Origin of the sequence: Streptomyces sp. SLBN-8D4 (genome assembly GCF_049739545.1) — a bacterium.
In the GTDB taxonomy this organism is placed as follows: Bacteria; Actinomycetota; Actinomycetes; order Streptomycetales; family Streptomycetaceae; genus Streptomyces; species Streptomyces canus_C.
The window spans coordinates 7,929,733-7,948,943 of record NZ_JBMGQC010000001.1 but is presented as its reverse complement, the minus strand read 5'-3'; the positions used below and the strand labels follow the sequence as shown (position 1 = coordinate 7,948,943).

Sequence of the window (19,211 nt, the reverse complement as noted above, 5' to 3'; positions counted from 1 at the left end):
GAGTGGTTACCAGCCGCGGTTGGCGTAGCGCTCGGCCTCGGGGAGGGTGTCGCAGTTGATGCCGACCATGGCCTCGCCGAGGTTGCGGGACGCGTCCGCGATGATCTTCGGGTCGTCGTAGAAGGTGGTGGCCTTCACGATGGCGGCGGCGCGCTTGGCGGGGTCGCCGGACTTGAAGATGCCGGAGCCGACGAAGACACCCTCGGCGCCGAGCTGGCGCATCAGCGCGGCGTCGGCCGGGGTCGCGACACCACCGGCGGAGAACAGCACCACGGGGAGCTTGCCGAGCTCGGCGACCTCCCTGACGAGCTCGTACGGGGCGCGCAGCTCCTTGGCGGCGGCGTACAGCTCGTTGTTGTCGTAGCCGCGCAGGCGGGCGATCTCGTTCTTGATCTGGCGCAGGTGGCGGACGGCCTCGACGACGTTGCCGGTGCCGGCCTCGCCCTTGGAGCGGATCATCGCGGCGCCCTCGGCGATGCGGCGCAGGGCCTCGCCCAGGTTGGTGGCACCGCAGACGAAGGGGGTCGTGAACGCGAACTTGTCGCTGTGGTTGACCTCGTCGGCCGGGGTGAGGACCTCGGACTCGTCGATGTAGTCGACGCCGAGCGACTGCAGGACCTGGGCCTCGACGAAGTGGCCGATGCGGGACTTTGCCATGACCGGGATCGAGACGGCCTCGATGATGCCCTCGATCATGTCCGGGTCGGACATACGGGCCACGCCGCCGTCCTTGCGGATGTCGGCCGGCACCCGCTCCAGAGCCATGACGGCCACGGCGCCCGCGTCCTCCGCGATCTTCGCCTGCTCCGGCGTGACGACGTCCATGATCACGCCGCCCTTGAGCTGCTCCGCCATGCCGCGCTTCACGCGCGCGGTGCCGGTCTCGGGAGCCTGGTTCTCGATGCTGGACACGGGTTGACCTCGCTGAAGTGAATAGGGACTGCTGCAGCACCGAGGAAACGCCACCGGACCAGTCCACAGCAAGGGCCAATGGAGAGCCGGTGGATCGTTTTGCGTTCGGTCTACGCGGCCCGGTCCACCAGGGCCGCGGGCGGCTCGTCGTCCATCTCGAAGGCCATCGGGAAGGGGGCGTGGCCGGCCAGGCGGAACCAGCGGACCTTGCGGTGCTGGCGCAGCCGGCGGGCGGCTCCGACGGCGTCGTTGTGGAAGCGGCGGGCCATGGGCACCCGGCGTACCGCCTCGGTGAGCTCATGGGCGGCCGCCTCTCCCCCGGGCACCTCGCGCACCGCCTCCACCTGGGCCGGCTCCCCGAACACGGCCCTCAGTGCCTGGCTCAGCTCGCTCTCGGCCACCTCCCGCTGCTCTTCCTCGGCCTGCCGGGCGGCGTGCGCGGCCTCGTACAGGACGATCGACGCGGCCGGGTCGAGTACGCCCGAGGTGGCCAGCTCCTGGGCCACGGAGGCCCGCCGGAGCAACTGCGCGTCCAGGCCCGCGCGCGTGGCGTCGATCCTGGCGTGCAGCCGGTCGAGACGGCCCGCGGTCCAGCTCAGATAAAGGCCGATCGCGACGAGCGCGACGAGAATCCAGATGAGGGTGGCAGTCACGGGCAGCAAGGCTATCGGGGCGGGTGGGGGCGGGGTGGGCCAGGCAGGGGGGTGGACGTCTGCGGGCGGCATGAGGGCGTGGCGGGGGTGTCCGACCGCCATGAGGCTGTCACCGGCGGACCTGGAGGCCCGCGTCGGCAGCGCCTTCCCGGGGGCAGGTCAGCCGGTGCCGTGTCGGGCGGGCCGCCGCCCGTCCCTCAGGGCCGCCCAGTCGTCGGTACGGTCGTCCGGTCAGGGGGCGTGCGGCCTCACGGGGTGACCGGGCGCGGGACGAGACAACCAGGCCCGTGACGGGCATGCGGGCGCGCGTGATGCGGCCCCGGCCTCCAGCGCCCCGCAGGGCCACGACGCCGCTCAGCCCGCCGGCCCGGCGATCATGTCGTCATCCTCGCCGGGTGCCCCGGCACGCGGCGAGTCAGCCTCGCCCCCCAAGGCCGTGACCCCGAGCAGCCCCCCACCGCGGCGATCAGTCCCGGGCCAGTCCCAGGCGCGCTCGCAAGCCCGGCCCCCGGGCGTCGTCCGCCGTCGCCACCGCCGCCGTGCCCGACGTCACCGTTTCGTAGACCGACAGGATGTCCGCGCCGACGGTCGACCAGTCGAAGCGGCGGACGTGTGCGCTGCCGCGTTCGCGGAGTTCGGCCAGTCTCGCCGGGTCGCCGAGCAGCCGTACCGCCGCCTCGGCCAGCGCGTCCGCGTCCTCGTTGGCGAAGAGCTCGCCCGCCCCGCCGTGGTCGAGGACCTGGGCGAAGGCGTCGAGGTCGGAGGCGAGCACCGGGGCGCCCGCGGACATGGCCTCGACCAGGATGATCCCGAAGCTCTCGCCGCCGGTGTTGGGGGCGATGTACAGGTCGACGCTGCGCAGGAAGCGGGCCTTGTCCTGGTCGCTGACCATGCCGAGGAACTCCACGCGCGCGCGCAGTTCCTCGGGAAGGGACTCCACCGCCTCTTCCTCGTCGCCGCGCCCGGCGACCAGCAGCCTGGTCTGCGGACGCTCGGCGAGGATCTTCGGAAGGGCCTTCATCAGCACCGGCAGGCCCTTGCGGGGCTCGTCGATACGGCCCATGAAACCGATCGTGTCGCCCTGCCACTCGGGCTTCGGCTCGGCCCTGGCGAAGAAGCCGACGTCCACGCCGTTCGGGATCACCACCGCGTCGCCGCCGAGGTGCTCGACGAGGGTGCGGCGGGCGTACTCGCTCACCGCTATCCGGGCGCTGATCTTCTCCAGGGCGGCCTGGAGGATCGAGTAGGCGGCGACCATGACGCGCGAGCGCGGGTTCGAGGTGTGGAACGTGGCGACGATCGGTCCCTGCGCGGCCCAGCAGGTCAGCAGCCCGAGCGAGGGCGAGGACGGCTCGTGGATGTGGACGACGTCGAACTCCCCGTCGTGCAGCCAGCGCCGGACCCGGGCCGCCGACAGGAAGCCGAAGCTCAGGCGGGCCACCGAGCCGTTGTACGGCACCGGGACCGCGCGGCCCGCCGAGACGACGTACGGCGGCAGGGGGGTGTCGTCGTCGGCCGGGGCGAGCACGGACACCTCGTGGCCGAGACGGATGAAGTACTCGGCGAGATCGCGGATGTGGAACTGGACGCCACCCGGCACGTCCCAGGAGTACGGGCAGACGATGCCGATTCTCACGGGCGGGCACCGTCCGAGGAGCGGGGTTCGAGGTCCTTCAGCCACAAACGCTGCAACATGTGCCAGTCCTCCGGATGGTCGGCGATCCCTGTGGCGAAGGCATCGGCCAGCGCCTGTGCCATGACAGACGTCTTTTCGGCCCGTGTACCTGTCTCGGGCACCCCGACCGGGGGATGCACCCGTCCCTGCATGACGGGCGAGTCGTCGTACCAGAGTGTCACCGGCAGCAGCAGCGCGCCCGTCTGCTGGGCCAGCAGGGCCGGGCCCGCGGGGATGCGGGTCGCCTCGCCGAAGAACCGCACCTCGACCCCGGAGGACGACAGATCTCGCTCGGCGACCAGGCAGACCAGGCCGCCGTCCCGCAGCCGCCGGGCCAGCGTGCCGAAGGCGGTGCCGCCGCTGTGCGGGAGCACCTCCATGCCGAGGCCCTCGCGGTAGGCGACGAAACGGTCGTACAGCGTCTCGGGCTTGAGCCGTTCGGCGACCGTGGTGAACGGTGTCTCCAGCTTGGTGGTGACCCAGGCGCCGGCCAGATCCCAGTTGGCCATGTGCGGCAGCGCGAGGATGACGCCCTTGCCCGCGGCGAGTCCGTCGGTGAGGTGGTGGAGGCCCTTGGGGTCAAAGCCGGCCTTGACGCGGTCCTTGCTCCAGGCGGGCAGCCGGAAGGACTCCATCCAGTAGCGCAGATACGACCGCATGCCCGCGCGCGAGAGCTCGGCGAGGCGCTCGGGGCTCGCGTCGGGCAGCACGCGCGCGTAGTTGCTCTCCAGCCGGAGCACACCCTTGCCGCGCTGTTTCCAGGCCAGGTCGGCGATGCTGCGGCCGAGGCGCACGGCGACCGGCTCGGGGAGCTTCTTCACCACGCCCCAGCCGAGGCCGTACAGCGAGTCCGTCAGCCGCTCCTGGGCGCTCACTTCGCGGCCTCGCTCCCCTGCGCCCGCGATTCCTGCCCGGCCGCGTCCGCCTCGCCGGGACCCGACTCGGCGGCACCCGGGTCCGCGGCGCCCGGCTCGCCGGCGGCCGGGTCCGCGGCGGCCTCCTCGGCCTCCGCGGACTCCCGGCGGACCGTGACGACCCGCTGGATCAGCGTGACCAGGCTGCCGACGGCGACGATCCACAGGGCGACCGGCAGCAGGTACTGGATGCCGGGCACGCCGAACTTGTGCAGGCCCGCGAGGCCGGCCGCGACCAGCGAGATCACCAGGCGCTCGGCACGCTCGACGAGGCCGTTGACGGCGACCGGCAGTCCGATCGACTCGCCACGGGCCTTCGTGTACGACACCACCTGGCCGCTGGCCAGGCAGAAGATGGAGACCGCGCACAGGGCGATGTCGTCGCCCCCGCCCGCGTACCAGAGGGCGAAGCCGCCGAAGATCGCGCCGTCCGCGACCCGGTCGAGCGTGGAGTCCAGGAAGGCCCCCCAGCGGCTGGAACGGCCCAGCTGACGGGCCATGTTGCCGTCGACGAGGTCGGAGAACACGAACAGCGTGATCACGACCGTGCCCCAGAAGAACTCGCCCATGGGATAGAAGACCAGCGCGCCCGCGACCACTCCGGCGGTGCCGAGGAGGGTGACCGTGTCGGGGCTGACGCCCCTTCTGATCAGAAACGAGGCGAACGGCGTGAGAACACGCGTGAAGAAAGCACGCGCGTACTTGTTCAGCATGGCCTTCCCGAGGGTCGGTGTCGCCGCGCGGCCCCTGCTGGCCACCGGCTGGCCCATCGTAGCCACGCGCGCGCCTGGGCGACGGCCGGGCACCCGGAGCCCGCGTCACGGGCTCGGCGCAACCGGGTCACGGCGCGATCGCGTCCGTCGTATGGACGCACCGTGACGGGAGTGGAAAGCTCGAAGGACCGCGGGCGTCACCGGAGCCGCACCGCACGCGGGTCCGCATGTCCGCGCCCACAGAGACCTCACCGTGCACGGGAGGCAAGGCCATGGGCGACAAGGCGAACGCACACCCCGGAGCCGCCGGCAGGGCAACAGCGGCCGACCACCCCGCGTCCGTACGGAATGTGGTGCTGGTCGGCCACTCCGGATCGGGCAAGACGACATTGGTGGAAGCTCTCGCACTCACCGCGGGGGCAGTGAACCGGGCGGGCCGCGTGGAGGACGGCGGCACCGTCTCGGACTACGACGAGATCGAGCACCGGCAGCAACGCTCGGTACAGCTCTCCCTGGTGCCCGTCGAATGGGACGGGTACAAGATCAATATTCTGGACACCCCCGGATACGCCGACTTCGTCGGGGAACTCAGGGCCGGTCTGCGAGCGGCGGACGCGGCCCTTTTCGTCGTCTCGGCCTCGGACGGGGTGGACGGCTCCACGCGCATGGTGTGGGAGGAGTGCGCGGCCGTCGGGATGCCCCGGGCGATCGTGATCACGCATCTGGAGGCCGCGCGGGCGGACTTCGAGGAGATGACGCGGATCTGCGCGGAGGTCTTCGGCGGCGACGACCCCGACGCCGTGCTCCCGCTCTATCTGCCGCTGCGCGGGCCGCAGGGGCCCGACGGGCACGCGCCCGTGACCGGGCTGACCGGACTGCTGTCGCAGAAGCTGTTCGACTACTCGTCCGGGGAGCGCAAGGAGTCCGAGCCGGGCGAGGACCTGCTGCCGGGGATCGAGGAGGCCCGCAACCGGCTGATCGAGGGGATCATCTCGGAGAGCGAGGACGAGACCCTCATGGACCGCTATCTGGGCGGCGAGGAGATCGACTTCAAGACGCTCGTGGAGGACCTGGAGCGGGCCGTCGCGCGCGGGGTGTTCCATCCGGTCCTGGCCGCCGCCCCCGCGGCCGACGGCGCCCGGCAGGGGCTCGGTACGGTCGAGCTGCTGGAGCTGATCACGGGCGGGTTCCCGACACCCTTCGAGCACCCCACGCCGGGCGTCACGACCATCGACGGCAAGCCGCGCGAGATCAAGGCGTGCGACACCGAGGGGCCGCTGGTCGCGGAGGTCGTGAAGACGGCGTCCGATCCCTATGTCGGCCGCATCTCGCTGGTGCGGGTCTTCTCCGGGACCCTGCGTCCGGACGAGACGGTCCATGTCTCCGGGCACGGGCTCGCCGACCGCGGGCACGAGGACCACGACGTCGACGAACGCATCGGCGCGCTGTCCGCTCCCTTCGGCAAGCAGCAGCGCTCGCTGACGCACTGCATCGCGGGCGACCTCGCGTGCGTGGCGAAGCTCAGCCGCGCCGAGACCGGCGACACCCTTTCGGCCAAGGACGACCCGCTGCTCATGGAGCCGTGGGAGATGCCCGACCCGCTGCTGCCGCTCGCCATCCAGGCGCACAGCAAGGCGGACGAGGACAAGCTCTCGCAGGGCCTGGCCCGACTGGTCGCCGAGGATCCGACCATGCGGCTCGAACAGAACCAGGACACCCACCAGGTCGTCCTGTGGTGCCTGGGCGAGGCGCACGCCGACGTGGCGCTGGAGCGGCTGCGCAGCCGCTACGGCGTGCAGGTGGACGTCGTACCGCACCGGGTGTCCCTGCGGGAGACGTTCGCGGACAAGTCGGCCGGACGCGGGCGGCATGTGAAGCAGTCCGGCGGCCACGGGCAGTACGCCATCTGCGAGATCGAGGTGGAGCCGCTGCCCGGCGGCTCGGGCATCGAGTTCGTGGACAAGGTCGTCGGCGGCGCGGTGCCGCGGCAGTTCATCCCGTCCGTCGAGAAGGGCGTACGGGCGCAGGCGGCCAAGGGAGTCGCCTCCGGCCACCAGCTCATCGACGTCCGGGTCACGCTGCTGGACGGCAAGGCGCACTCCGTGGACTCCTCGGACGCCGCGTTCCAGACGGCCGGGGCACTGGCCCTCAGGGAGGCGGCGGCGGAGGCGAGGATCCATCTGCTGGAGCCGGTGTCCGAGGTGTCCGTGCTGGTCGGCGACGACTACGTGGGCGCCGTGATGAGCGACCTGTCCGGGCGGCGCGGCCGGGTGCTCGGCACCGAGCAGACCAACGGCGGTCGCACCCTCATCAAGGCCGAGGTGCCCGAGATCGAGATCGGGCGGTACGCGGTGGACCTCAGGTCCCTGTCGCACGGCACCGCGCGCTTCAGCCGCTGCTACGCCCGGCACGAGCCCATGCCGCCGCAGATCGCCGAGAGGATCCGTGAAGAGGCGCGTGCCGCCTCGTAGTTGGGTCCGGACGCCGCACAAGTGGCGTCCGGAGCCCCTCGGGTGACGTTTCTGGAACGCTCCCCTCCGAATCGGCGGGCGGCTTCGGCCGTCCGCCGATTAATGTCAGCGCGTACGGATACGCTGATGACCTGATCAACAGGTGTGCGAAGCACGGAAGTCGGGAAGGCCGCAGTGGGTGAGTCCGGCGGCGATCGGGGGCGGGAATGACCGTTGACGGCGGTTACGCGGACATCTTCGGTCCGCAGGTGCCGCGCACGGGCGACGAGGCGCAGACGGCGACGTTCGCCCTGGCCTCGGCGGCCTATCGGGACAATCCGGTGGAGGAGATCCTCAAGGCCAACAACGAGTGGCACGAGTCGGCCGTCAAGGGCGGCCGCAAGTGGGCGAAGATCTTCCGCCCCAACCTGGGTGAGGCGTTCTCCACGGCCGTGGTCACCCGCATGCTCGGCGTGGGCCGCAAGCCGCTCATCCAGTCCTTCGGCGCCGAGCCGCAGGTCGTGGTCGAGCACTGTCTCGCGGCGAACAACATCCGCCGGGACCGGGACAACTGGCTGACCGCCGTGATGGTGCTGTGCGGTGTGCTCTTCCTGCCGGGGCTCCTCGTCTGGCTGCTGGTCTTCACGCTGCGCACCAACGTCGCCAAGCGCGAGGACAACAAGCAGGCGGGCGCGCTCGCCACCGCGCTGCTCGTCGCGATGGGCGCGCTCGCCGTGCTCTTCCTCCTCAAGATGCCGTTCAGCGGGTTCTGGGGTCTGTACGCACGCGCGTGCGTCGTCCTGCCCGTGGTCGGCTGGTTCTGGGCCAAGCAGATCTGCGAGCGCACCGCCAGGGATCTGCGGGACCGCTGGGCCAGTCTGCTGGCCGGCAGCAGCGTGGGCGCCAAGGTGCCCGAGGCGGTGCCGAGCAACCCCGGCGAGACGGCGGCCGAGCAACTGCGCCAGTCCCTGGCCACGCTCAGCGCCGAGCAGCAGTCCAACTCGGTCTTCTACGCCGGTCCCAAGGGCATACTCGGCATGGGCACCCGGTGGGGCAGCTGGCAGCTCGCTGAGGACCTGGTGTCCGCCGATCCCACCCGGGAGATCCACCCCTTCCGCAGCTGGGACGTCATCCGTTCCATCCATGACCAGCTCCGCATGCTGGAACGCAACACGATCAACACCGGCGGCTTCCCGAAGCCGTCGGTACGCCACTGGGTCGTCACCCCGATCGCGGAGGGCGCGAAGGAGGTGTCCCGGCCCGGGGGCACGGACGTGGACGCGTACCAGGTCAAGACCCACGCGATACAGGACATCTGCAACAAGCAGCAGTTCGGCGGCGGCGACCGGCACTACCTGGGCGTCCAGTGGACCCTCTGGGAGGGGCAGCTGGTCCTCACCATGCTGATCACGGTGACCGTGCTGCACGAGACGCTGCGCATCGAGGTCACCGGGCACGCCCTGGGGCCGGTGCACGGCCTGTTCACCTCGAAGCCGGCGGCCAAGGAGAAGGAAGTCGCCAAGCAGGTCAGGTTCTGGGAGACCAAGAAGATCAAGCTTCCGCTGGTCGACGCGGACGAGGTGGTCCGCCTCACCGCGCGGGCGCCGCTGACCCGGTATCCGCCGCTGCTCAACTGGCTCGGCGGCTCGCTCGTCCTGCCCGAGCCGTTCGGTCTGCGGCACGCCTGGGCGGACAAGCCGTGGCGGCACCGCTTCATGGCCGACGACGCGCTGCGCGCCGCGACCCCGGTACTGAGGGTCGTGCACTCGGCGGCGATCCGGGTCCTCCGGGAGAACGGCGTGGACACCGAGAAGTTCGGCACGCGGGCTGGCTTCCTGAGCACGCAGGTGCAGGAGGTGTCGCCCCGGAAGGCGGACGTCTACGACGCGTAGGGGTGGGGGTACGACGCGTAGGGCGGGGGCCGCGATGGCCGGCCCCCTGCCTCACTCACTCGCTCGGCCAGGCCTCCGCCAGCATCTTGCGGGTGTCGCCGAGAAGCTGGGGCAGCACCTTGGTGTGGCCGACGACCGGCATGAAGTTCGTGTCGCCGCCCCAGCGCGGGACGATGTGCTGGTGGAGGTGGGCGGCGATACCGGCGCCGGCGACCGTCCCCTGGTTCATGCCGATGTTGAAGCCGTGCGCCCCGGAGGCCGTCCGCAGGGCAGTCATCGCCTGCTTGGTCAGCGCTCCCAGCTCAGCTGTCTCCGGCTCGGTGAGTTCGGTGTAGTCGGCCACATGACGGTACGGCACGACCATGAGATGGCCGCCGGTGTAGGGGTAGAGGTTGAGCACCGCGTACACCAGCCGGCCGCGCCGCACGACCAGACCGTCCTCGTCGGACTTGGCCGGAATCGAGCAGAAGGGGCAGCCGTCGTCGGCACCCGGGCCGGTCGGCTTGTTCTCGCCCTGGATGTAGGCCATCCGGTGGGGTGTCCACAGACGCTGGAACGCGTCCTGCGTCCCCACTCCCAACTGCTGCTCCGGCTCACTCGTCATGCAAAGCAGCATATGACTTCGCCCGTTCGCGCCGTGTCGGCGGGGTTGTGGGAAAAGCAGCCCGGGCCAAGCTGGGCCGGTGGACGACGACAGCGGCACGCGCCGGGGCAGCGACGGGCAGTGAGCCGACGACAGCGGCACGCGCCCCGGCGGCAACGGGCACGAACCCGACGAGACTGACGCGCGCCCCGACAACGGCCAGCGGGCCGACGACAACCGCACACCCCCAACGGCAACAAGCACCCGGCCGACGACACCGACGCGCACCCCGACAACAACCAGCACGCGACCGACCCCAGCGGCACGCACTCCGACAACAACCAGCACGCGACCGACCCCAGCGGCACGCACCCCGACAACAACCAGCACAGGACCGACGAAACCGACGCGCACCCCGACAGCAACCGGCAGGGAGCCGACGACGACCGCACACCCTCCAACAGCAACGGGCACGAGACCGACGGCACAGACGAGCGCCGAACTCAGCGCAACGACGCGCGGAAGCCCTCCGGCGACGACGCTCGCGAGAGCAACGGCAACGACGGGCACGAAAGCGACGGCACAGACGCGCACCGGCCTCAGCACAGCGACGCGCAAAAGCCCTCCGGCGACCACACTCCCGAGCCCCACGCCCCTGGCAAGCACGAGGGCGACGGCCCAGCAGGCGACGACGTCCACAACCCCCGCGAACCCGACCTCCACAGCGCCACAGAGCCCCGGCACACCGGGCCCCGCCCCGCGCCACCCCCACCCGCCGCCGGACCCACACCACGAACACCCCCGGAACCCACCGCACCCCCCGCCCCCGAGCCGGCAGCCCCGAGCCCGGCCCGCTCGCCGACGCCGCCGACCGCCAGGCCCGCTGGGAGCAGCACGCCGAGTCCCCCTCGCCGTCGCCTCCCTGGCCTTCCTCGCCGCGTACGCGCTCCGGGTCCTGGCCCCCGGTCTTCCGCAGGCCGCGCTCGACCTCTGTCTGGCGGTGACGCTGGCCGCCTGGGCGCTGTTCGCCGTGGACTACGCGGTGCGCTGGCGCCTCAGCGGGCAGGGACGGCGCTTCGTACGGAAGCATGTGCTGGACACCCCGGTCCTGCTCCTTCCGCTGCTGCACCCGCTCAGGGTCGTCAAGGTGTACGAGGCCGTGCAGCGCCGTCACGGCCGGCCCCGGCTCGCCCTGCACGCGCGCGTGATCGCGTACTCCGGTCTGTCGACCCTGCTGCTGGGCTTCACCGGTGCCCTCGCCGTGTACCAGCCGCGACGCCCCCGGCACCACCATGCCCACGTTCGGCGACGCCGTCTGGTGGGCCTGCGCCACCCTGACCACCGTCGGCTACGGCGACGTCACCCCGGTCACCTCGATGGGGCGTCTGATCGCGGTCGGCGTGATGATGATCGGGCTGGGCCTGCTCGTCGCTGTGACCGGCACCTTCGCCTCCTGGCTGCTCCAGACGTTCTCCCTGGAGGACGACGAGAGGCCCCCGGGAAGCTGAACTCCCCGAGGGCCCCGCCGTACGGACATCAGACCTGCGCCCGCTCCTCCACGACCTTCGCGATCTTCGCGATGGCCTCGTCGAACGGGATGCCGTTCTCCTGCGAGCCGTCGCGGTAGCGGAAGGAGACCGAGCCGCCCGCCATGTCCTCGTCGCCCGCGATGACCATGAAGGGCACCTTCTGCTTCTGGGCGTTGCGGATCTTCTTCTGCATGCGGTCGGACGAGGAGTCGACCTCGACGCGCAGGCCCTGCTTCTTGGCCGCGGCCGCGAACTTCTCCAGGTACTCGACGTGCGCGTCGCCGATCGGGATGCCAAGCGCCTGGACCGGGGCCAGCCACGCCGGGAAGGCGCCCGCGTAGTGCTCCAGGAGTACCGCGAAGAAGCGCTCGATGGAACCGAACAGAGCGCGGTGGATCATGACCGGGCGCTGCTTGGAGCCGTCGGGAGAGGTGTACTCCAGCTCGAAGCGCTCCGGCAGGTTGAAGTCCAGCTGGATCGTGGACATCTGCCAGGTCCGGCCGATGGCGTCCTTGGTCTGGACGGAGATCTTCGGGCCGTAGAAGGCTGCGCCGCCCGGGTCCGGGACCAGGGGCAGGCCCTGCTTCTCGGCGACCTGGCGCAGCGTCTCGGTGGCTTCTTCCCAGACCTCGTCCGAGCCGACGAACTTCTCCGGGTCCTTGGTGGACAGCTCCAGGTAGAAGTCGGTCAGACCGTAGTCGCGCAGCAGGCCGAGGACGAAGGTGAGCGTCTTGTCGAGCTCCTCCGACATCTGCTCACGGGTGCAGTAGATGTGCGCGTCGTCCTGCGTGAAGCCACGCGCACGCGTGAGGCCGTGCACGACGCCCGACTTCTCGTACCGGTACACGGTCCCGAACTCGAAGAGGCGCAGCGGCAGTTCACGGTAGGAGCGGCCGCGCGCGTCGAAGATCAGGTTGTGCATCGGGCAGTTCATGGGCTTGAGGTAGTAGTCCACGCCCTCGTCGAGCTGCATGGGCGGGTACATGCCGTCGGCGTACCAGTCCAGGTGCCCGGACTGCTCGAAGAGCTTCCCCTTCGTCGCGTGCGGGGTGTAGACGAACTCGTACCCCTCCTCCTCGTGACGGCGGCGCGAGTAGTCCTCCATCACCCGGCGGATGATGCCGCCCTTGGGGTGGAAGACGGCGAGGCCGGAGCCGATCTGCTCCGGGATGGAGAACAGGTCGAGCTCGGAGCCCAGCTTGCGGTGGTCGCGCTTCTCGGCCTCGGCGAGGAAGTCGAGGTGCGCCTTGAGTTCGTCCTTGGTCGGCCACGCGGTGCCGTAGATGCGCTGGAGCATCGGGTTCTTCTCGCTGCCGCGCCAGTAGGCGGCGGCGTTGCGCATCAGCTTGAAGGCCGGGATCGCGCGGGTCGACGGCAGGTGGGGACCGCGGCAGAGGTCCTTCCAGCACAGGTCGCCGGTCTTGGCGTCGAGGTTGTCGTAGATCGTCAGCTCACCGGAGCCGACCTCGACGTCCGCGCCGTCGTCCGAGGAGGCCGAGCCCTTGATGCCGATCAGTTCGAGCTTGTACGGCTCGGACGCCAGCTCCTCGCGAGCCGCCTCGTCGGTCACCACGCGGCGGGAGAACTTCTGCCCCCGCTTCTGGATCTCCTGCATCTTCTTCTCGATGGCCTTGAGATCCTCGGGCGTGAACGGTTTCTCGACGTCGAAGTCGTAGTAGAAGCCGTCCTTGACCGGCGGGCCGATGCCCAGCTTGGCCTCGGGGAAGAGCTCCTGCACGGCCTGCGCCATCACGTGCGCGGTGGAGTGGCGCAGGATGTTGAGTCCGTCCTCGGAGGAGATCTCGACGCCCTCGACCGCGTCGCCCTCGGACAGGACGTACGCGAGGTCCTTGAGCTCGCCTGCCACGCGCGCGGCGACGATCGAGCGCTCGCCGGCGAAGAGCTCGGCGGCCGTAGTGCCCGTCGTCACCACGCGCTCTTCCCGCTCGGAATCGCGTTGGATGATCACACGGACGTCTGACACCGGTCTCTCCTGACTGAAGGGGGGTGCGGGCGCCATACCGGGAGCGCGCGCAATAGGGGATCGTACCGACCCGGCACCCCCCTCCGCGAAATCAGTCCCCTTCGCAGGACTCCTCGTACGACCCTTCGCAGGCCTCCTCGAAGAAGTCGAGATTCTCCTGGAGGGACTTCATCAGCCGGTCCCGCTCGGCCTCGTCCACCTGTACGGGCACGACGCCCGTGGCCCCGGTGAGCCTGCGGAAGCCGCCGCGGCTCTCCAGCCTGCCGTGCACCCGGACCGGGAGCCCGACGAGGTGGGCGTGCCCGGCGATGCGGTACGCCTCCTCGTCCAGGGTCAGCCGGACGTGCGGTATCTCGGCGCCGGCGATCACCCGCAGCCGGACCGAACCGTCCCCGCGTGGCCCCGACCTGCGCATCCGCACCACGGTGCCGGTGAGCCGCACCGCGACGGAGGGCTCCTCGCGCAGGAAGCGGGCCCCGGCCTCGCGCAGCACGGGCAGGTCGCCGGGCGAGAACTCGACGGCTTCCGAGGACGCCGCGCACCCTGCGGGAACCCCGGCGGCGGGCGCCCACTCGACGGCGATCCGCGCGCCTTCCGTCCCGCGGACGAGGGCGATCAGCGCCTCGGTGAGCTCACGGCTGACGCCGGCTTCCACGGCGCCGTCGAAGGCGTCCATGCCGCCGGTGGCCCGCTGGTAGTCGATGGCCTCGCGGGTGGCGCACAGAGCCTGGTGGAGGCGGACGGCGAGCGGGCGGCCGGTGTCGACGGGCACGAACGCGGTGAGGCGGCGGCCACCGGCGGCGGAGCCGACCAGGACCGTGTCGAGGGACGCGGCCGCCGTGCGGCGGTAACGGGCTCCGTAGTAGCCGGCACGCGCGCGTGTGGCGAGCGCGCCGGCGAGCAGGGTCTGGCGGGCGGCGGCGCGCAGTCGCTCCTCGACGGTCCAGGCCGTGGCGTCGGCGGGGCCGGTCGGGACGTCCCGCCACCAGCGGATCTCGTCGCTGGGCACGGCGAGCCCGAGGAGCACCTCGCGCGCGGCGGGTGTGCCGCTGCGGGACAAGGCGACGAGAGCTTCGCCGAGGAGGTCCTCGCTGTCGGGGAAGGCACGGCTCTCGGGCACGAGCAGGCTGGTCCCGCCGCCGCCCGGCCCCGGCGGGGTCCAGCGGCCGTAGCGGCCGGGGGCGCCGCCCCGCCGCTGCCAGCCGTGCCGGTGCAGCAGGGCGCTCAGGACCGCGGGGTCGACCTCGTCGGGGGTCGGCGGACGGTCCCAGTGGGCCTCCGGGTGGGGGCGTACCGCGCGCAGTGGCTCCTCCAGCGGGCGGTGGGTCATGGTCTGCCTCCCGTCCCGACCCGCGTCATGATCTCGCACAGCGCCCGGTCGTCGAAGATGCGGTTGGTGGGGATCCGCACGGTGGTCCGGGTCCGGCCGGTGATGGGGTGGCCGGCCAGGTTGACCCAGTAGCAGCAGTGTCTGAGGTCCAGGCGGTCGTGGCCGGCGCGCAGCCAGTCGTCCTGGGCTCTCGGCACGAGCATGACCACGAGGATCTTGTGCACCGAGACCGGGGTGCGGGCGAGTTTGCGCAGATGGTCGTTGTCGAGCGTGAAGGAGAAGAAGCGGCCGGGCGGGTTCGGGGCCACCTGGTAGGTGCACTTGAGCTGCACCTTGATGGTGACCTCGTCGTCGACGGTGTGTCCGGGTGAGCCGTGGCTGACGTGCCAGTCGATGCCGTTGTCCGGGAAGGGCTGGGACAACGAGCAGCCGGCCGCCGCCGCGACGGCGTGCAGATAGCCCACCTGCAGTGTCTCCATGCAGGCGGTGGTGGCGAGCGTGCCGCGAAGGGGGACCGTGCGCTCGGGCAGCAGCCCGCCCCGCTCGGGCTGCGCTATCGCCATGACCAACAGCCTTCCAAGCCAAGTGACATGCCCTCACAAGGGCCACATGAATCCCACGCCGGGCCGCTGAACTGCAAAGACCCGCACTCCTGTTGTGTCCTTCCGGCGTACGTCGCAAACAGCCCGGGTATCACCAAACAGGCAGAAGACGGTACGTCAGCTGCCGTGGGTGAACGAGGGGTTGAGTTGTTATGACGTGCTGGTACGAAGGGCCCCTGGCCGCTTTCGACACCGAGACCACCGGCGTGGACGTAGAGACCGACCGGATCGTGTCGGCCGCCGTCGTCGTCCAGGACGCGGCGGGCACCCGGCCACGGGTGAGCCGGTGGCTGGTCAATCCGGGTGTGCCGGTGCCCGCCGGGGCGACGGCGGTGCACGGGCTGACGGACGAGCATCTCCAGCGCAACGGCCGCTGGCCGGCGCCGGTGATGTTCGAGATAGCCGAGACGCTGGCGGAGCAGGCGGCGGCGAACCGCCCTCTGGTGGTGATGAACGCGCCGTTCGATCTGACCGTCCTGGACCGGGAGTTGCGCCGCCATCGCGCCTCGTCGCTGGACCGCTGGCTGGATTCCTCGCCGCTGCTGGTGCTGGATCCGCGGGTCCTCGACAAGCACCTGGACCGCTACCGCAAGGGCCGCCGCACCCTCACCGACCTGTGCGAGCACTACGGCGTCACGCTGGACGGCGCGCACGACGCGGCGGCCGACGCGCAGGCGGCGCTGGATGTCGTGCGGGCGGTCGGGCGCCGTTTCGCCGCCCGGCTGGAGCGGCTGGAACCGCCCGAGCTGCACAGCCTCCAGGCGGTGTGGCACGCGGCCCAGGCGCGGGGCCTGCAGGCCTGGTTCGCGCGCAGCGGCTCGGAGGAGTCGGTGGACCCGGCATGGCCGCTGCGCCCGGATCTGCCCGCGGCGGCGTAACGGAAAAACCGGCCTGCGAGTGCAGACCGGTTCTTTTCCGGGTGGGCGATACTGGGTTCGAACCAGTGACCTCTTCGGTGTGAACGAAGCGCTCTCCCACTGAGCTAATCGCCCGGGAACGCACTGAACAATACAGGTCCCCGCGGGTTTCCTTCAAACCGCTTCCAAGTAGGCGACGAGCCCCCGCCGTCCGGCGCGCATCATCAGCCGGTGGTTGGCCAGGAAGACCGGCCGTCCGGGCACGGCGAAGCGTCGGAGCAGCGGTTTGTTCACCTCGGTGACCTGGTCGTAGTGGGCGAGGCTGCCATCGCCGTCCGCGGTGATCGTCCAGCGCGCCCAGCCCTCCAGATCACCGTCCATCTCGATCTCCAGCACCCCGGCCGCGTTGTCGCGCCGTACCTCGCGCGCGGTGAAGACCAGGTCGTACGGCAGCACGGCGCGGATCGTGAACACGCCGGTGGTCCCGTCGAGCTGTCGCACCTCGCGCACCTGGGGCCACCAGCGCGGATACTCCTCGGCCCGCTCCAGCACGTCGTAGACGACTGCGGGCTTCGCCGGCAGGGACCACAGGCTGCGGAAGCGGAATCTGGTCCAGTCCATGGGGAGAGTCTGGCATCGGATCCGAGTACGTCCTTGAGTACCCGTACTCATGTCGCGCCGCGTGACCCAGCCCACACTTCAGGGCATGACGCACATCCCGCCCCCGGCCGAGGAGCTGCGGCTCCTCGACGCCGAGCTGTGGCAACTGGACGCCCGCCGGGCCCAGTTGCTGGCCCGCAGGGCCTGGCTGGTCGCCGCGCTCCAGCCGAAGTGGCAGGCGCCGCAGCCGACCGGCCCGATGCCCGCCGCATCTCCTCGCCCAGAGGCGAGCGCACCCAGCGTGCAGAACGTGCTCCTGGTGCTCGGCGGTGTCCTGCTCACCGTCGCGGCGATGGTGTTCACCCTGGTCAGCTGGGGTCACCTGGGGATCACCGGCCGGGCGTTGGTCCTGAGCGCCGTGACGGTGGCCGCGCTCGCCGCACCGCTTCCGCTGCTGAAGCGCGGGCTGCGCTCGACGGCCGAGTCGGTGGCGGGCCTGGGTCTGGCGCTGACGGTCCTGGACGCGGTCGCGCTGCACGGGGCCGTGTTCCTGGAGAGCCCCGGGGCGCCGTACACGGCGGTCGCCTCGGCCCTGCTGGCGGGACTCTGGGCGGCGTACGGCCTCCTGCCGCGCGTGTCCGAGCTGCGCCTGCCCCGCCCGGCCGCCCTGGTCGCGGCCCAACTCCCGCTGTTCTTCTGGGCGATCGCGGCCGACGCGGGCTCGTACGGGCTCACGGCCGCGCTTCTGGTGACGGCCGGGTTCGACACGGTCGTGGCGCTCCGGACGAAGTCCCTGCGCGTGGTCGCCGCGATCGGCGCGTACGGGGTGGGTGCCTGGGGCGTACTGGCCGCCGGTTGGCTGACCTGGACAGCCTCCGGCCCGAGCGCCGCCGCCCGTGCGGCGGCGCTCCTTCTCCTCGCGAGCGCGATCGCCCTGGCCGCCGCATGGCGGGCCGGCCCTGGGGCGACCCGCGTGCCCGGCGAGGAGCAGTCCCTCGGTCTCGCCCTCACCGCCGGTCTCCTCGCGGTGGCCGCCGTCGGCGGGGTGGGCCGGTCCGCGCTGCCCGAGGTGTGGACGGTCCCGGTCCATCTGGCCCTCGGCATCGCCCTGTTGGCGGTGCTGCGACCGGCCCGGCTGCCGGAGACGGTACGGCGAGGTCTGCTGCGGGCCTCCGGTGCGGTGCAGGCGCTGTCCTTCCTGTGGACTCTGCCCGTCGTCGGAGTGGTCGTGCTGGGGCCGCTCTCCTGGGCCTCGCAGGCGTGGACCGGCACCCCGCCGGACGCCCGCGCCGCGGTGACGTCCCACCTGACCTGGCCGCCGTACTCCGGGACGGTCCCCCTGGTCCTGGCAGCGCTGGCAGGCGTCCTGGCTCTGGCCGTGCGCGACACGACCTGGCGCCCGCGGGCACTGACCGCCGCCCTGGGCCTGGCCTGGGGCGCGCTCCTCACCGTTCCGGCGGTGCTGGAACTCCCCTACGCCGCCGGCCTGCTGATCCAGGGCGCGGCGACGGCGGGGGCCCTGGCGGCGGCCCTCCTGCTGTCCAGGCCCGTCGCTCTCGTCCCAGCCCTCGTCGCCTCCATGAGCCTCGCCTTCCTCTCCCTCGCCACCCGGCCGGCGACCCTCAGCACGCTGTGCGTCCTGGTCGCGCTGTTCGCGGCGGCCTCCTGGCGTGCCGCCCCCGTCACGGCGCCCACCGCCCTCGGGTACGCCGCCGCCCTCGCCTGCGCGACCGGCGCCGCCGCCGGCTGGTCAGCCCCGCACACGGCCCTGCTCGTCCTGACGGTCCCCGCGGCCGCGGCCCTGCTGGCCTGGCGGCTCACCGATTCCCCCGCGACCCTGCCGATCGAGCTGACCGGAGCCGCGACCGCGCTCCTGGCCGTCGCCCTGGCCGCCACCGATCTCCCGATGCTCGCCACGGTCCTGGCCCTGTGCGCAGTGATCGCGGCGGGCACGGCGATCCGTGCCGACCGCCGCCCCGTCGGCTACGCGGCGGCCGCCCTGTTCGTCCTGGCCACCTGGGTCCGCCTGGCGGCCTGGGACATGAGCGCCCCGGAGGCGTACACGCTCCCGGTCACGATCCCGGCCCTGCTCGTCGGCCACCTCCGCAGGCGGCGCGTCCCGGAGACCTCGTCCTGGACGGCGTATGGCCCGGGTCTGGCCACCACTCTCCTGCCGAGCCTGGTCATGGCCTGGGGCGACCCCGACTGGACCCGCCCGCTGCTCCTGGGTCTGGCCGCGCTGTCCCTCACCCTGATGGGCGGCGGCTACAGCCTCCAGGCCCCCCTGGTCCTGGGCGGCTCGGTCCTGACCCTGGACGCCCTCCATGAACTGGCTCCGTACATAGTTCAGGTGACGGACGCCCTCCCCCGCTGGGTACCCCCGGCGCTGGCAGGCCTCCTGCTCCTCGCGCTGGGAGCCACGTACGAGCGACGCATCAGGGATGTCCGAAGGATGCGGGACTTTCTGGGAAGCCTGCACTGAACCCACCCAGGGGCGCGGGGAACTGCGCGCCCAGC

General features: G+C 71.6%; 14 protein-coding genes, 1 tRNA gene and 1 pseudogene. 5 read left to right on the top strand and 11 right to left on the bottom strand.

What is annotated here, in order from left to right; translation table 11 throughout:
- Positions 1–6: 6 nt before the first annotated feature.
- The 5 genes from pdxS to pgsA all read right to left on the bottom strand — a co-directional run bounded on the left by pdxS (position 7) and on the right by pgsA (position 4,924).
- Positions 7–912 (bottom strand): pyridoxal 5'-phosphate synthase lyase subunit PdxS, encoded by a 906-nt coding sequence (gene pdxS / locus RKD20_RS36160; RefSeq protein ID WP_020117487.1) that lies wholly within the window; start codon positions 910–912, stop codon positions 7–9.
- A gap of 110 nt (positions 913–1,022) precedes the next feature.
- Entirely contained in the window at positions 1,023–1,565 is a 543-nt protein-coding gene (locus tag RKD20_RS36155; RefSeq protein ID WP_424881370.1) for a hypothetical protein, read from the bottom strand.
- A 466-nt stretch (positions 1,566–2,031) separates the two neighbouring features.
- Positions 2,032–3,201, bottom strand: a complete 1,170-nt coding sequence (locus RKD20_RS36150; protein WP_424881369.1) for a glycosyltransferase family 4 protein — start codon at positions 3,199–3,201, stop codon at positions 2,032–2,034.
- Positions 3,198–4,115 (bottom strand): phosphatidylinositol mannoside acyltransferase, encoded by a 918-nt coding sequence (locus tag RKD20_RS36145; RefSeq protein ID WP_424881368.1) that lies wholly within the window; start codon positions 4,113–4,115, stop codon positions 3,198–3,200. The genes RKD20_RS36150 and RKD20_RS36145 overlap by 4 nt, the downstream gene beginning before the upstream one ends.
- Positions 4,112–4,924: a phosphatidylinositol phosphate synthase gene (pgsA, locus tag RKD20_RS36140; RefSeq protein WP_424883398.1), complete on the bottom strand. Its 813-nt coding sequence runs from the start codon at positions 4,922–4,924 to the stop codon at positions 4,112–4,114. Before pgsA ends, RKD20_RS36145 begins: the two co-directional genes overlap by 4 nt.
- Positions 4,925–5,139: 215 nt before the next feature.
- On the opposite strand from pgsA, the gene RKD20_RS36135 reads away from it, so the two are divergent.
- Positions 5,140–7,338 carry an elongation factor G-like protein EF-G2 gene (locus RKD20_RS36135; protein WP_424883397.1) on the top strand — a complete coding sequence of 733 codons (2,199 nt, stop codon included), beginning with the start codon at positions 5,140–5,142 and terminating at the stop codon, positions 7,336–7,338.
- A 206-nt stretch (positions 7,339–7,544) separates the two neighbouring features.
- Positions 7,545–9,209, top strand: coding sequence for a hypothetical protein (locus RKD20_RS36130; RefSeq protein WP_424881367.1), 1,665 nt, complete (start codon positions 7,545–7,547; stop codon positions 9,207–9,209).
- A 55-nt stretch (positions 9,210–9,264) separates the two neighbouring features.
- Here the strand turns inward: RKD20_RS36130 and RKD20_RS36125 are convergent, their stop codons facing one another.
- Entirely contained in the window at positions 9,265–9,825 is a 561-nt protein-coding gene (locus RKD20_RS36125; RefSeq protein WP_424881366.1) for an HIT family protein, read from the bottom strand.
- Between the two features lie 827 nt (positions 9,826–10,652).
- On the opposite strand from RKD20_RS36125, the pseudogene RKD20_RS36120 reads away from it, so the two are divergent.
- A pseudogene (locus RKD20_RS36120) lies at positions 10,653–11,300 on the top strand (potassium channel family protein); the annotation flags it as partial.
- 28 nt (positions 11,301–11,328) lie between these two features.
- Here the strand turns inward: RKD20_RS36120 and thrS are convergent.
- The 3 genes from thrS to RKD20_RS36105 form a co-directional block, all read right to left on the bottom strand.
- Positions 11,329–13,305, bottom strand: coding sequence for a threonine--tRNA ligase (thrS, locus tag RKD20_RS36115; RefSeq protein WP_424881365.1), 1,977 nt, complete (start codon positions 13,303–13,305; stop codon positions 11,329–11,331).
- A gap of 91 nt (positions 13,306–13,396) precedes the next feature.
- Positions 13,397–14,635: a hypothetical protein gene (locus RKD20_RS36110; protein ID WP_424881364.1), complete on the bottom strand. Its 1,239-nt coding sequence runs from the start codon at positions 14,633–14,635 to the stop codon at positions 13,397–13,399.
- Positions 14,632–15,198, bottom strand: coding sequence for a DUF4365 domain-containing protein (locus RKD20_RS36105; protein ID WP_424881363.1), 567 nt, complete (start codon positions 15,196–15,198; stop codon positions 14,632–14,634). Before RKD20_RS36105 ends, RKD20_RS36110 begins: the two co-directional genes overlap by 4 nt.
- 191 nt (positions 15,199–15,389) lie before the next feature.
- On the opposite strand from RKD20_RS36105, the gene RKD20_RS36100 reads away from it, so the two are divergent.
- Positions 15,390–16,115: a 3'-5' exonuclease gene (locus tag RKD20_RS36100; protein ID WP_424881362.1), complete on the top strand. Its 726-nt coding sequence runs from the start codon at positions 15,390–15,392 to the stop codon at positions 16,113–16,115.
- A gap of 42 nt (positions 16,116–16,157) precedes the next feature.
- Here the strand turns inward: RKD20_RS36100 and RKD20_RS36095 are convergent.
- Together RKD20_RS36095 and RKD20_RS36090 are read right to left on the bottom strand one after the other, a co-directional pair.
- A tRNA-Val gene (locus RKD20_RS36095) sits at positions 16,158–16,229 on the bottom strand.
- Positions 16,230–16,268: 39 nt separating this feature from the next.
- Positions 16,269–16,715 (bottom strand): SRPBCC family protein, encoded by a 447-nt coding sequence (locus RKD20_RS36090; protein WP_424881361.1) that lies wholly within the window; start codon positions 16,713–16,715, stop codon positions 16,269–16,271.
- A 49-nt stretch (positions 16,716–16,764) separates the two neighbouring features.
- On the opposite strand from RKD20_RS36090, the gene RKD20_RS36085 reads away from it, so the two are divergent.
- A complete protein-coding gene (locus RKD20_RS36085) occupies positions 16,765–19,176 on the top strand; it encodes an SCO7613 C-terminal domain-containing membrane protein (RefSeq protein ID WP_424881360.1) in 2,412 nt (803 codons plus the stop codon).
- Positions 19,177–19,211 lie beyond the last annotated feature (35 nt).

Excerpts from the sequence above, each read along its gene's own strand:
- pgsA (WP_424883398.1), bottom strand. The coding sequence starts at position 4,924 with ATGGGCCAGCCGGTGGCCAGCAGGGGCCGCGCGGCGACACCGACCCTC.
- RKD20_RS36135 (WP_424883397.1), top strand. The coding sequence starts at position 5,140 with ATGGGCGACAAGGCGAACGCACACCCCGGAGCCGCCGGCAGGGCAACA.
- RKD20_RS36130 (WP_424881367.1), top strand. The coding sequence starts at position 7,545 with ATGACCGTTGACGGCGGTTACGCGGACATCTTCGGTCCGCAGGTGCCG.
- RKD20_RS36125 (WP_424881366.1), bottom strand. The coding sequence starts at position 9,825 with ATGCTGCTTTGCATGACGAGTGAGCCGGAGCAGCAGTTGGGAGTGGGG.
- RKD20_RS36110 (WP_424881364.1), bottom strand. The coding sequence starts at position 14,635 with ATGACCCACCGCCCGCTGGAGGAGCCACTGCGCGCGGTACGCCCCCAC.
- RKD20_RS36105 (WP_424881363.1), bottom strand. The coding sequence starts at position 15,198 with ATGGCGATAGCGCAGCCCGAGCGGGGCGGGCTGCTGCCCGAGCGCACG.
- RKD20_RS36100 (WP_424881362.1), top strand. The coding sequence starts at position 15,390 with ATGACGTGCTGGTACGAAGGGCCCCTGGCCGCTTTCGACACCGAGACC.
- RKD20_RS36090 (WP_424881361.1), bottom strand. The coding sequence starts at position 16,715 with ATGGACTGGACCAGATTCCGCTTCCGCAGCCTGTGGTCCCTGCCGGCG.
- RKD20_RS36085 (WP_424881360.1), top strand. The coding sequence starts at position 16,765 with ATGTCGCGCCGCGTGACCCAGCCCACACTTCAGGGCATGACGCACATC.